Source organism: Bacillus sp. AFS002410 (assembly GCF_002556365.1).
Lineage (GTDB): Bacteria > Bacillota > Bacilli > Bacillales > Bacillaceae_G > Gottfriedia.
In genome coordinates, this window is sequence record NZ_NUEU01000029.1 from 29,505 (window position 1) to 43,617 (window position 14,113).

Annotated in this window: 8 protein-coding genes and 1 pseudogene; 2 read left to right on the plus strand and 7 right to left on the minus strand. The window is 33.2% G+C overall.

Translation table 11 applies throughout. The features are described 5' to 3' along the window. Positions 1–514 precede the first annotated feature (514 nt). Positions 515–1,498: pseudogene (ftsZ, locus tag CN692_RS16950) on the minus strand (cell division protein FtsZ); the annotation flags it as partial. 473 nt (positions 1,499–1,971) lie between these two features. Between ftsZ and CN692_RS16955 the strand changes: the two are divergent. Then, a complete protein-coding gene (locus CN692_RS16955) occupies positions 1,972–2,739 on the plus strand; it encodes a hypothetical protein (RefSeq protein ID WP_098120352.1) in 768 nt (255 codons plus the stop codon). A gap of 205 nt (positions 2,740–2,944) precedes the next feature. On the opposite strand, the gene CN692_RS16960 is transcribed toward CN692_RS16955, so the two are convergent. After that, the gene (locus tag CN692_RS16960; RefSeq protein WP_098120353.1) at positions 2,945–3,928 is read right to left on the minus strand and encodes a cation diffusion facilitator family transporter; all 984 of its coding nucleotides are present in this window, start codon (positions 3,926–3,928) and stop codon (positions 2,945–2,947) included. Between the two features lie 558 nt (positions 3,929–4,486). Here CN692_RS16960 and CN692_RS16965 point away from each other — a divergent pair. Next, positions 4,487–5,221, plus strand: a complete 735-nt coding sequence (locus CN692_RS16965; RefSeq protein WP_098120354.1) for a MerR family transcriptional regulator — start codon at positions 4,487–4,489, stop codon at positions 5,219–5,221. A gap of 75 nt (positions 5,222–5,296) precedes the next feature. Here CN692_RS16965 and pbp4b read toward each other — a convergent pair whose 3' ends face one another. From pbp4b to CN692_RS16990, 5 genes are all read right to left on the minus strand, one after another. After that, a complete protein-coding gene (pbp4b, locus tag CN692_RS16970) occupies positions 5,297–6,565 on the minus strand; it encodes a penicillin binding protein PBP4B (RefSeq protein WP_098120381.1) in 1,269 nt (422 codons plus the stop codon). 531 nt (positions 6,566–7,096) lie between these two features. Next, positions 7,097–11,152, minus strand: coding sequence for a S8 family serine peptidase (locus CN692_RS16975; RefSeq protein ID WP_098120355.1), 4,056 nt, complete (start codon positions 11,150–11,152; stop codon positions 7,097–7,099). A 404-nt stretch (positions 11,153–11,556) separates the two neighbouring features. After that, positions 11,557–11,784 (minus strand): hypothetical protein, encoded by a 228-nt coding sequence (locus CN692_RS16980; RefSeq protein ID WP_098120356.1) that lies wholly within the window; start codon positions 11,782–11,784, stop codon positions 11,557–11,559. 183 nt (positions 11,785–11,967) lie between these two features. Beyond that, on the minus strand, positions 11,968–13,350 hold the full coding sequence (locus CN692_RS16985) for an L-cystine transporter (protein WP_098120357.1): 1,383 nt from the start codon (positions 13,348–13,350) through the stop codon (positions 11,968–11,970). A 140-nt stretch (positions 13,351–13,490) separates the two neighbouring features. After that, positions 13,491–13,958, minus strand: coding sequence for a DUF3291 domain-containing protein (locus tag CN692_RS16990; RefSeq protein WP_098120358.1), 468 nt, complete (start codon positions 13,956–13,958; stop codon positions 13,491–13,493). Between the last annotated feature and the right edge of the window lie 155 nt (positions 13,959–14,113).

Genomic DNA, 14,113 nt, shown 5'->3' on the forward strand with positions numbered 1-14,113 from the left:
TAAATGCAGATCTCCAACTTAAAAACATTCAAATAAAAAAGACATGAGCACTATCCTCATGTCTTTTTCTCCATCTATAAATCTATCTAGATCTGTTTTTTCGATTGCGTAAGAAAGCCGGAATATATGAAGTTGAATCTTCCTTCTCTTTGTATCGGCCATATTCTTGTTGCTCGTTATAGCGATTATAGTCTTGTTGCTCGGTGTAACGGTTATTGTCTTGTTGCTCCGTGTAACGATTATTGTCTTGACGTTCAGAGTAACGGTTGTAATCTTGCGGTTCAGTATATCGACCGTAGTCTTGTTGTTCGTTCACACGGTTATATTCTCGTTGCTCATTATTACGATTATAGTCTTTTTGTTCATTGTATCGTCCATAATCTTGTTGTTCTGAGTATCTACCGTAGTCTTGTTGCTCTGTGTATCTTCCATATTCTTGCGGTTGATCTACTCGATATCTTTGTTCCTGTTGGAATCTTTGCTCTCTATTGTATAAGCTAGGTGCTTCTTCTATTGGTCTAGAAGGCGTTCTTACCATTTTATCTTCTTTATCCGCAAATCCCGTAGCAATAACAGTTACAATAATTTCATCTTTTAAGCTTTCATCGATTACCGAACCGAAAATCATATTTAATTCTTCATGGGACGCAGAAGCAACGATATCTGCAGCTTCTTGTACTTCAAATAGACTTAAATTACGTCCTCCCGTGATATTCATGATTACACCGTGAGCTCCGTTAATTGAAGTTTCTAGTAAAGGAGAATTTAACGCCTTCTGAGCAGCGATCGTAGCACGGTCCTTACCTTTTGCAATCCCAATTCCCATAAGGGCTGTCCCTTTATGAGACATAACTGTTTTTACATCGGCAAAGTCAAGATTGATTAATCCTGGTACTGCGATTAAGTCAGAAATACCTTGAACACCTTGTCGAAGTACATTATCCGCTTCTCGGAATGCTTCTAGCATCGGTGTTTTTTTATCTACAAGCTCTAATAATCGATCATTCGGAATAATGATTAATGTATCAACTGCTTCCCTAAGCTCTTTAATTCCACCTTCAGCATTTGTTGCACGCTTTTTCCCTTCAAATTTGAATGGACGCGTTACTACTCCAATTGTTAATGCGCCAAGCTTACGAGCAATTTTCGCAACTTCAGGTGCTGCCCCTGTACCTGTTCCGCCGCCCATTCCGGCTGTAACGAAAACCATGTCCGCACCTTTTAATACATCCTCTATTTGCGACTTGCTCTCTTCTACAGCTCTTCTTCCAATTTCAGGATTTGCACCCGCTCCCAAACCACGCGTCAAAGCTGCGCCGATTTGCATCGTAATTTCCGCTTTTGACTGCTTCAATGCTTGTGCATCTGTATTAAAGGCAATAAATTCAACGCCCTCTACTCCATCTTCAATCATGCGGTTAACGGCATTGTTCCCACCGCCGCCAACTCCAATAACTTTTATCCTTGCAAACTGTTCTATATTTTCAAATTCAAACATGATCATTCCTCCTCGTCATTCCGATTACATAATTTCACGTTTTTCAAAGAACCATTTATTTTCATTCTATGATTTTTCTTTTATGTACTGTATTATGCTTTAGTAGTTTAGAATTAAACAATTCGCTTCTGGACATAGAATTGTCCTAATTCCCCTAACCCTACTATACTAGAAAACTACTTGTTATCTTTTTGATAATTTTTCCTTAATATACCTTTAACTAAATCATGTATTTTAACATCTTAATGTAATATCTCTCTTATCTTCGTAATAAAACATCAATCAAAAGATACATACAATTTATATAATTCTTTCCTTTTTAAGCGAAATCCTCTATGAATAGAGAGCATAATCAAAGAATTCAAAATTAAATATGTGATTTTTTTCACAAAACTTTCATTTTCTTATTAACTGTTAAAATTTTCTATTGATAAAATATATGTATAAAATAAAAAAGTAAAAAGTGAGGGCTTATGAAAAAAGTTTTTATATGTTCACTAATTTTTATCGTAGTCTTAATAAGCTTATCAATTTACTCCATGAATTCACAAAATTTAAACCTAAATACAAAAAATAATTCTTCCAATGCAATCAAAGAACTTGAAAGAGAAGATAATGATACAGAATTGAAAAAGACTAACTCGACTTCTAATCAAACAAATAACCCCAGAAAAGAAGTCATCAAAACTAGCGGATTACTTTTTGGTCATTTTGATTCTGTTGAAGATTTAACGAAAGACTCTGATTTAGTTGTTCAAGGTACAGTTATCGCAGCTGAGCCATACGTTTATAAGGATCCGAATACTCATGGTACACCCTATACAAAATTAACATATAAAATAAGGAATGTTCTATCAGGTGACAAAAAAATGATAGGTAAAACAATAACTATCTTAGAATATGGTGGCGAAATCTCAAAAAAAGACTTCGGCCTAGATCAGAAGTTTAAAAATATATCTAAAGAAGAATTAGAGGAAAAACTTGTTATATTATTTGAAGGTATTCCAAATTCAAAAGTCGGACAAAATATTGTAGCTTTTTTATCAAATGATATGGGCAACATGGATATAGGATTTAAGTTTTATTCATTTAGAGGAGCATATAAGGGTAGATTTACTCAGGACAATAACACGGGCAAATATATACGAGGTATACCTAATAATTTAACCTTAGAAATGAAAGAAATAGAATTAAAAATAAATAATGAAGTGACAGAATTAACTAATCAACTAGAAGGCTAATTTCATATCGTTTCATATAAAAAGGACTTGAAATAACCAAGTCCTTTCCCCTTTAAACACTCTATAAATATGATTTCGTTCTCTTCATATCTGTATTCTTCATATTTTCTAAAAGAAGTTCTGCTTTCTTATGATCTATAATAAAAAACTGGATAATCATATTTGACTATCCAGCTAAAAAGTAAATTGCCGCTTTTAACGTATTCTATTTCTCAATTAAATCTGACTTCTTATGATCTTCAGCCCACTTCTGAATCCCGTCGTCTTCATCTAATTCAATAATTACGTCGGTTACCCCATTTTCTTGCATAATTTTTTCTTCTAATCTGTCTTTTATGTCATCGGCTTGTGCAACTGTTAAACTAGGGTCAAGTTCAATTTCCAATTCAACATGTAAATCTTCGCCTTCTTTTACAACTGTTAGAGCTTGAATATCTTTAACATCTGGATCGTTCATTACCATTTCGCCGATTTTATCTTCCATTTCTTCGTCGGATTCTCCAATTACACCAGCAGCATTATCAAGAAATACCTTTCCAACAACCATGAACATTAAAAGGCCGATGATCACGGAAGCAATACCTTCAGCTTGATGAAATGGTGTAAAGTAAGCAATGATTACTGCAGCCATTGCTAGTAATCCGCCTAGCGTTGCAACAGTATCTTCTAAGAACACTAATTTTGTAGCTGGTTTAGCCTTTCCCATATTAGCCATCGCTTGGGTAACTACTGCAAAACCCGTTGGTTGAATTCCTAGTTCATGATTAATTTCCTTCATCGCTTTATATAATACAAATGATTCAAGAACTGTTGAAGCTGCTAAAATAACAAGAGTTATGGTTAATCCTGAAGAGTGTGTCGGATGGATGATATGATGAATTCCTTCGACAATCGTTTCATATGCCATAATTCCTACTATTAATACGGCTCCAAGCAAAACTAAATTAACTAGTCGGCCAAATCCATTTGGAAACCGATCTGTTGGTGCCTTTTTACTTAGTGCAGAGCCACTAAATACAAAAAGTTGGTTTGCTGTATCAGCAGCACTATGCATCGTTTCAGCAAATAGTGCCACATTTCCTGTCATACTAAAACCAATTCCTTTAATGATGGCGATTACCGCATTAACTATAGCTGCTAATAATGCAGATTTATTCCCTTTCTTTAAAAGCAGTAAAAATTCTTTCATTATCTTCTCCTCTGTTTTCGTAATTCTATATTATGTATTTTGATAACTTTTTATTAGCTAACTGCTGTAAGTTCAAATTAATTCAAAGATGTTTTCAAACTAAATTGGAAAGTTATGTAATTTAATTTTACCATAAGTTCTTATCATTCTTTTTGTTAATGCCATTTATAGTCGGAAAAATAAATAGAAATCTAATAGATATATCGAGAAAATTCCCAATGTTATTCCTAAAAACAAATAAAATAACCTACTTAATATATGCTTTTTTTTATTAAATATCGAAACCCACAAACAAATTAATCCTAATATCATGACTGGAACTGCAAGTAACAGAATCAACATCCTCGATCACATCCCTAATTGAGATTTCTCATTTTTAATCGAATGGTTTCTGTTTGTTTAGAAAACCCTTTATTTATATGTGTATTACTATAGAAAAATTCTAATCGTTTTAATCGGTAGTTGATCTTTTCAAATAAAAATATCACTTAATTTTATATAAAATATTGACTCCAACCTTAGGTCATATCCCATAGTAAAAGTCGAAAGGGGGAAATTATGAGACTTACAGTTAAAGATTTATCAAGTATCGCTGGTATTTCCATTAAGACACTATACCATTATCACAAGATTGGATTACTAATTCCTTTTGAAATCGGAGAAACAGGCTACCGTTACTATTCTTTAAATGATCTAGATCGCTTACAGGAAATTCTTTTTTATAAAGAATTAGACTTTCCATTGTTAGAAATTAAAAAATTGTTAGTTGAAGAATCAAATAGGTCAACTACTCTAGAAAAACAATTAGCTCTTTTAGAGAAAAAAATTAACCGATACGAGCAATTAATACAAACGGTAAAAACGTCATTAAATCATGTTACTAAGGGAGAAAAAATGGAGAAAAATTTAATGTTTAAAGGATTTGAAAGAGAAGAAGATTGGAAAAATGCGCTCGAAGAACAAAATAGTTATTTAGAGGAAACATATAATGTTGCACTGGATGTAAGTGCGATTGATGTTGAAAGAATGAATTTAATGGCAATCGAAGCACAAAATTTCCAAGTCAAAATGGCAGATTTTCTAAAAACAGGAGTAAAGTTTAACGATCCGATTGTTCAGAAAGTTGCTTCTACACATATACAATTTTTAAATAAAAATGGACATGTAATTAGTAAAGAGGATTTCGTTAATCAAACAAAGTTTTTCCTGCATGATAATTTTCATAGAGATTTATTGGAAAATCAACAGGTTGGTTTGTCATATTATTTAGTAGCCGTTGCAGAAAACTTATAAGGATACTTTAGACAGCAAGAATATTACTCTTGCTGTCTTATTGTTTTCAAAGCTTTCTATTTTTGTTAAATCACATTATTTTAACAACGCTTCATATACGGCAGTCGCTACAGCTTTGTATTGTCCTGTAGCAAAGTCATCCCCTTCAAACTTGTTCGGATTTGTTGCTGGATCAATGACTGGTGAATGTTTTTTGTTCGTCAATAAAACAATACCTAAGTCATTATCTGGATCGATGATTGTCAGAGTACCAACCCATCCAGTATGACCAATCGCATTTGGACTTGCGTACAATCCAAATGTAGATGCCATACTAGAAGAACCATTTCTTCTCCATCCTAAACCGTAAGTTGGATTTAAATCAGAAGGTGCTGTAAACTGATCAACCGTCTTTTGATCAAATAGTTTTACTTTGCCATATCCGCCTCCGTTTAGCATTACTTGTAATAGGACAGCTAAATCGTTTGTCGTGGAGAAAAGTCCCGCGTGACCAGAGACACCGCCCATTGAATAATAAGCTTTTTCATCGTGAACTTCTCCCTGTAAAGTGTATGTACGAATATTTGGGAAGGAGATGACACCGTCACGAGTATTCCCTTCTAACTCTGTTGCCGCGAAATCTTTCGGTTTGAATCCTTTTTGCAATGGATTGAACATAGTGTGCTTTAGACCTAGTGGTTTATATATCGTATTTTCAACATAATCGTCAAGTCGTTGACCAGTTACTTTTTCAATAATAAAACCAAGAATCATATAATCTACGTCACTATAAATATTTTTCGTACCAGGTACGTATTCAAGTGGTGTTTCAGCGATTTTCTCAAATGTTTCATTACGGTCTTGTGTATATAAAGATCCGGCTACAGATAGATTATGATATTGTGGATCAGCAGGGAAGCCTGCAGTGTGATGTAAAATATCAATTAAGCGTAAAGTATCCTTCCCTTTAATTACATCAGTTGGTTTGTCTTTAAAATTTGGAAAGTATGATTGTACAGTTGCATTTAGGTCTATTTTCCCTAAACTAACAAGATGTTGTAAGGCGAAGTTAACCGCATACATTTTTGTGTTTGACGCTAAATCAAACATTGTAGAAGTCTTCATTTTCTCCGGATGTTTCAGTGGTGTTAGTCCATCATATTTTTTCGCATAACCATAGGCTGTGTTTTTTACGATTTTCCCATCTTTGATAATCATTAAAACTGCACCAGGAAAACCATTGTCTACGTCTTGTTGGATTAATTCATCTACTTGTTTTAATTTCTCAGATGAAAACCCAACCTCTTCAGGACGTTTAACTTTCTTTAATACAGGGAAGTTCTCACTGTTTTTGGTTTGTTTCATTCCATTCACCTCTGCTTGAATTGAGGTATTCTCTGAAATTGTTTGTGCAAAGCTAGCAGAACCTGTTGAGGCTACTAAAGCAAGTGTTAAAGTTGATGTTACAATACTTCGAGTTATTCGAGTCAAATAAACTCTCCTCCCATTAATATATTTACCTAAACTTAAACTAGTCTAAATGTTGGAAATACAATTGAAAATAAATTTCAAATTTAATTATTATTCAATTGAAATAAAATTCCAACAATTTCAGTATAAATTCGAGATTTATAGTTTGTAAAGTCTCGGTAAACGGCTAACTTTATATAGGATTCTAAAGTACTACATAACGAAAATAACTTCTCAACAAAATAATTTCCAAAGTACGATTCAACTTTTGATCAATCGATTATTAAAGTATATATGAACCTATTTTGCATTATCTCTTATTAATACATTACAACTATTTTTACTATTTTTTATGAATTGTTTTCATTCATTCTTCTATAAAAAAACTAGTCCTAAATTTCAGGACTAGTTTTTCTTACTATTCTATTAATTTAAACTTTCAATAATACTTTGTAATGTTTTCCCATTTTCAGTGGACTTCGGTTGGTTTTGATGAGGTACTGTCGGATTTTCCTTTAGGAAGTTTTGCTTAATATAATTCATGTCAGTCATATCGACCTTACCATCAAAGTTAATATCGCCTTTGCGGTCATTTGTACCCCAATGCTCTTGTAGATAAATTGCATCTAATATATCGATAACATTGTCTTTATTTACATCTCCAGCGCTTGCTAGTTTCTTATTTATAAATTTCTTTTCACCAACCTGTCCATCTAACCCTATATAGAAGGATTTTTGTAGTGTAAAATGTCCAGGGATATCTAGTACTAACTTGAGTAAGTCACTAGACGGTAATGAATCTACTTGAAAATTAGGAGTATCTAATACTTTTCCAGCATACTCCTTACCGTTCTTATCAATTACCTTTACAGTAGCACCCATTTTAGAGTAATCAAACAGCTTTACAGGACCAGTAGCTGCTACTTTATAGACTGCTTCTCCATTCATAGTGCCTAATATTTGAGAATTCGTAGCATTAATTTTAACTGCTGGATCGACACGTCCACTAGCCGTTTTCAAATCTGTAAGGCTAGTAAAATTAGCTTTTGATAAAGTTACTTTTGTATAATCATTAAAATACTTATCATTTTTAACTGTTGCTGTCAGTTTCAAAAGTGATAATGCATTTTCTGCATTCCGAGATGTATCTTTCGCCGATAAATTGACTTTAATCGTTCCATTTTCGTTTGTTACAGTTGCATCAAAGCGATCTTTCATGTTTTCAACTAGTGAAATATCTGAAAAAGAAAGAACATTTGGATCGTATTTGAATTCTAATTCTGCAGTTTTAAATACCCCCTGATTCACGGCATTTACATCGTAAGTTATTGTGTCACCTTGAGTTACTTCTTTATGATTAGCAATACTTGTCACATAAGGAGATCCTTTTTTTACAAAATAGTATTGTAATGAATTTGTTTTATTTCCTATATAATCCATTGCATACATTTCTATTGGTAATACACTTAAGGAACTAGGTATATTATTTCTGGCAAATGTAAAATTCCCATTTGTATCAAGAGCTTGTGTAGTTGGATAGTTCGTGTTGTATTTATAATAAAGCATGTTATTTCCTTGAGTTATTTCAGAACCAGCTGCTATTAATTCTTTTACTCCTTGATCCATTACATTCCCTTTTATTTCAATCGGATTATTAGGATCCACTTCAATGACACCATCTGCTAAATTAGTTTTCATTTCTGGCTTCGAATTATCAACCGAAATCGGCTTTTCAATAATGATTTGTTTTCCACTTTCTTCTGAAAATACAAATTTCACATAATACGTACCTGGTTTTACATGTGTAGGTTCCATTCCGATTGCCTGTTCAGTTGTTACTCCAATAGGATAATAATCTCCATTGAAGAAATTGGCTAATTTAATATCTTGATTTTCTGGTATTCCAACTCCATCATAATATCCTAAGTATCCGAAATCTTTTGCGTTTGAATCCGCTAAGAAAATATCAAGGGATCGAATATGAGAGTTTAATTTAAAAGTAGCTGAAGCCATACCGTTATAAGCAAGATTACCGTTGTTAATCGTTGTGATCCCTGAGCTTGTATTAAGATATTCAATACCTTCTTTTACTTTACGAACAGCAAATGGCATTTGATATGTTTCTTTTGGTTTTAAAACATTTGTATACGTTATATACCCTTCGTATAAACCGAATTTGGCAGATGCGGGTAGTTTGATTGTCGCTTCAATATTTTGTTTACTGTTTCCTTTAATCAGTACAAAGGATTTATTCGTACTTACAGTCACACCGTTTGCAGTCGCATCAAGTGAGTCTCTTACCGTTTGATAGCTTACATTCATTTCAAAAACTTTTTCCTTGCTATCTTTATTCTTTATCTTGATGGTCTTTTTACCTTGTACAGCCTCTCCATTTGTATATAGACTACCGAAGCTTAATGCTCCTGTTAAATCAGCTACTTGTATTTCTTCATTATTATTAATATTAGTTGTTGTATTTTGTACTTGAAATGATGTTTTTGAATTAATCGCCTTAAGTGCATTGACACGTCCGGCACCAACTTCAAAAACACTATAATTCCCATTCATATGATCAGCCGTATTCATTAAAGTCGTTTTAATATCAGCAGGTGATGCTTTTGGATTTTCCTCTAACAATAGGGCTGCTACTCCAGTTACTTCCGGCGTTGCCATAGAAGTTCCAGATAAAGGGGCATATCCATATTGATACAATCCCTCATATTTATCACCATAAACATTTGGAGGAACAGTAGACATGATACTCATACCTGGTGCAGTCACTTCTGGTTTAATATCATAGGTCATTAATGCTGGACCACGTGAGCTAAAAAATGAAAGTGAATCTTCCGTGTAAAGTACACTTTTTTGAATAGTTGTAAATGTATATTTTGCTTTTTCATTTTTCAAAATTTCTTTAAAAGCTTTTCCCTGTTCCCCGCTCAAAATATATGCATATGTATTTTCAATCGCTACTGGAAGCTTGTCAGTAACAGAGCCATTAGAAGTACTATACATAAATACAGCAGCTGCTCCGTGTTTTTTCGCCAATCTTACCTTATCCTGTAATGAAGTAATACCTGTTGATACAAGAGCAATTTTCCCATTTACGTTTTTATTATTAAAATCGGATTCTTGCCCTAAGCCGACATCAACGATATCAAAACTTTTTCCTTCTAATTTTCTAGGATCCTCTTCAAAGCCATTTGTAGCATAATGAATCTCGGAATCTATGTTTGCACTACGACTTTTAAATGTCCCTGTATAATTGTACTCAGCAACTTCTGGATTACTTGCACCTACTGTAATCCCAAGTGCTGAAGCGGCAGGAGTGCCAAGAGTGTACATTGCACCGCCATCATTACCAGCAGCTAATACACAAGTAACGCCGGATAATACTGCATTATTAATTCCAATAGCTAAAGGCGAATATGGATCATTATAATTTGCACCTAGTGATAGATTAATAACATCCATTTTATCTTTTACTGATTGTTCAATTCCCGCTAAAATATCCTCAGTTGAACCAGTACTATGCGGTCCAAGTACTCGATAGACGTAAAGTTTCGCGTCAGGTGCAACACCTTCCATTGCATATTTTGATTTTGCTTTTGCTTGACCAGCAATTATACCTGAAACATGGGTTCCATGATATGTAACATAACCTGAAGAAGTCCCTCCTGGCTTCCCAGCTTTTACCCAATCATCAACAGTCGTTTCCATTGGATCTTTATCATTATCAACAAAATCATAGCCACCTTTGTAGGCATGTTTTAAGTCAGGATGGTTATAATCAATCCCTGTATCAAGAACACCAACCTTAACGTTTTTACCGGTTAACCCTTTTTTATGAAGCTTATCCACTCCCATAATTTCAAGAGGAGATTTTCCGCTATAAGATGATGTTCCTTTTGCTTTAAGTGGAGAAATTGGTTCAATCAACTGAACTTTTTTATTTTCATAAACACTTTTTATTACTCCAGATTGAAGTACACTTTTTACTTGGTTCGCAGGAAGTGTTAGTGAAACACCATTAAATACTTCCTTAAAAGTATCTTTCACTTTATATTTAATTTTTAGTTTCGATAAATCTTTTTTAAATTGATCATGTGATGCTTCTAATTTTTTATTCGCTTCTACTTCTGATAAAGACTTACCTTTTAGTTTTTCTAATAAAATAGAAGTGTTTGCTGTTTGTTGTTTGAATTCGACAATAACTGAAATTTCTTTTGAAGTGTTTAAGTCCTTTTCTGGTGAAATGTTTAGTACTTGTTTATTAGTTGAGGTTAAATCTTGGAGTGCTTTTCTTTGCTCGGGAGATAAGTCATTTAAAAACTGATTAATCTTTGCTGAAGTTTTTACTTGATGTATTGTATTTCCACCAGACTGCTTAACTAACCCTATAGTTGCGGCATTTACTGATGGGGCTGCAATTAAAGATGTTGCTAGTACTGTTAAACTTAATACCTTCCATACACTTTTCATATTTCTTCCCTCCGTATTTTTTATCTCCTATTTTAATTTTGCAATTTCATTGTAGGGGCACGGGGGCTATTAGATATGAAAATTTTTGAAATTACAGCACTCGAATATAGCTTTTCATTACATACCATTATCTGCTCGATCAGCTCCTTTCATTAAGCATTGAATTTCCACAAAATTACAATTTTATTATACAGACAGTTGATACGAATTTTAATTTGATCAATTCTTTCAACCGTCTAAATATTAATCGATAGATTTCACCAAATAATTTTAAAAAGTAATTAAGTACTTTAAAAAATTTAACAAAACAAAAAAGACCCTGTTACCTAATTAAAGGTAAAAGGGTTTCAACGTTCAAAAATAAATTTTCGTGAACAACCGAATTATTCTTCGCAAATAAAACACTAGTTAAGCATGATCCTTATAAATGAAATGAAAGACAAACTGGCTGTTATGATATAAAGTTTTTTCTTTAATGGCTTGTCCTTTACTTTCAATCCATTCACAAAAATCGTAATTCCTACTATTAAACTTAAATATGGCAATAATTCCAAAAACAGAGTCGTAAAATATCCATAAATAGTCATTACTACTAAAATTAGTAAAGTGATAATTGATAATTTTTTAAACATATTTTCATCCTCCTAATGAAAAAAATCTACTATTTCATTTTAACGAGGATTGATCCTATCTATATTTTGTAAAACTTCATCAATCTAAATTTTTTTAATTAATGTGTTGAATTCTATAAAGAAACTAAAAAAGAGTCCCAAATGTATTTTTACATGGGACTCTTTATTTTTTAATGTAATAAATTATGCTTCTACAACATCTGTTTGTTGGTAAACTTCAGATTCAAATTCTCCTGTTGCTTTACTAGTTAGAATACCTGATGTCATTGCTCCACTAACGTTTAGAGCTGTACGTCCCATGTCAATTAAAGGTTCGACTGAGATTAGTAATCCAACGATAGCAATTGGAAGATTCATAACTGATAATACGATTAGAGCCGCAAAAGTTGCTCCTCCGCCGACACCAGCTACACCGAATGAACTGATTGCAACGATTAAAATTAGAGAGATGATGAATGAAAAGCTTGTAGGATCAACTCCAGCTGATGGAGCAACCATTACAGCTAACATTGCTGGATAAATACCAGCACATCCATTTTGACCGATTGATAGGCCAAAGGAACCAGCGAAGTTTGCAATTCCTTCTGAAACTCCAAAATCTTTTGTTTGTGTTTTGATTGTCATTGGCAATGTTCCAGCACTTGTACGTGATGTAAAGGCAAATGATAGAGTTGGTAATGCCTTTTTCACATATCTTACTGGGCTAAGTTTTGCTAATGATAACAATAGTAGATGCACAATAAACATTACGATTAACGCCACGTATGATGCGATTACAAACTTACCTAATTTTACGATTGCATCGTAATCACTTGTCGCTGTAACTTTTGTAATGATTGCTAAAATCCCATAAGGTGTTAAACGAAGAATTAAAGATACAACTCTCATTGTAATTGTGTAAAGCGTATCAATTATTTTTGCAAAAAACTCTGCATGTTCAGGTTCTTTACGTTTTACGCCTAGGTAGGCAATACCGATTAGAGCTGCAAAGATTACAACTGCGATTGTCGATGTTGCACGTGCACCAGTTAAATCTAAAAATGGATTACTTGGAATTAACTCAAGAATTTGTTTTGGAATTGTCATAGCTTCTACAGTAGGAACACGCCCCTGTAACTCTGTAATTCTAGCAGTCTCTGCAGCACCAGCAGATATCTTTATACCATCAAGTCCAAATCCTAAAGCAGAACCTATTCCTATTGCTGCTGAAATAGCAGTTGTACCTAGTAGAATTCCAATAACTAGGAAACTAATTTTCCCGATATTTTTAGTCAACTTTAATTTTGTAAATGCTCCGACAATTGAAACAAATACTAGTGGCATAACAATCATTTGTAATAGTTTTACATAGCCACTACCAACAATGCTAAACCAATCAATTGTTCCAACTGTTACTTCATGTTCAGTTCCATAGATTAAATGAATAATATAACCAAAAATAAGACCTAAACCTAAAGCCGTGAATACACGTTTTGAAAACGATACATGTTTCTTTTGCATAAAATACAATCCATAAATAAGTACTAATAAAATAACAACATTAACGCAAATAAGAAATGTATTCATTTTTCTCCCCCTTTTATTTAATAGTTTAATTTACGAAAATATTAATACAAGTATTCCTATAAATCAAGTAGGAATTATATTTTTTTTGTAAAATTCCTACTTATTTATCATTAAAATGCTATTAATGTAAAAATCTACCTTTATTTAATGACAAAAGAATCACCTTGCTCATCAAATGCATTTTTAAAGTCAAACGCAAATGGAGAGGCTTCGTTTTGAATGTAATCTTCATATCTCTTAAATGCCTCTTCCCAAGAAACCTCACTTAACTTCTCAGTCCACCATAATACGTATGAAAGATGTTTTTCTTTATATTGCTCCATCCATTTGCTCCGATCTCTCAAAGCTTGTTTATGATGACCTGAGTAGGTAAATTGATACAAAGATTCTAGATTCCTCCATACTGTTAGTGTAAGGATAGGATGACCGTCCCCTGTTGTCACTTCCTTAGGTAGTGATATTCCATCAGATGAAAACGCATCAATCATATGTCCTGATTTCGTCGCCTGACGAAATACATCATTACCTACACTAAAAAATTCCCGGGAGGCAGAGTGGTCATATGGGTGTTTTAGCCTACCAACTGTATAGATTGCAACAAAAGCCATAAATAGTCCTCCACATACAGTTTTTATTAAATTTATATTCAAGTATGTGTACATCTATTCAAAGTAGTGATAACCAGAAAATACGAATATTTTGTGTACTTTTTGCATTCAATGGGTAGCCTCTTATTTTTGGTAGCTGTGCAGCGTGTTTTATA

Excerpts from the sequence above, each read along its gene's own strand:
- CN692_RS16975 (WP_098120355.1), bottom strand. The coding sequence starts at position 11,152 with ATGAAAAGTGTATGGAAGGTATTAAGTTTAACAGTACTAGCAACATCT.
- CN692_RS16980 (WP_098120356.1), bottom strand. The coding sequence starts at position 11,784 with ATGTTTAAAAAATTATCAATTATCACTTTACTAATTTTAGTAGTAATG.
- CN692_RS16965 (WP_098120354.1), top strand. The coding sequence starts at position 4,487 with ATGAGACTTACAGTTAAAGATTTATCAAGTATCGCTGGTATTTCCATT.
- CN692_RS16955 (WP_098120352.1), top strand. The coding sequence starts at position 1,972 with ATGAAAAAAGTTTTTATATGTTCACTAATTTTTATCGTAGTCTTAATA.
- CN692_RS16960 (WP_098120353.1), bottom strand. The coding sequence starts at position 3,928 with ATGAAAGAATTTTTACTGCTTTTAAAGAAAGGGAATAAATCTGCATTA.
- pbp4b (WP_098120381.1), bottom strand. The coding sequence starts at position 6,565 with ATGAAACAAACCAAAAACAGTGAGAACTTCCCTGTATTAAAGAAAGTT.
- CN692_RS16985 (WP_098120357.1), bottom strand. The coding sequence starts at position 13,350 with ATGAATACATTTCTTATTTGCGTTAATGTTGTTATTTTATTAGTACTT.
- CN692_RS16990 (WP_098120358.1), bottom strand. The coding sequence starts at position 13,958 with ATGGCTTTTGTTGCAATCTATACAGTTGGTAGGCTAAAACACCCATAT.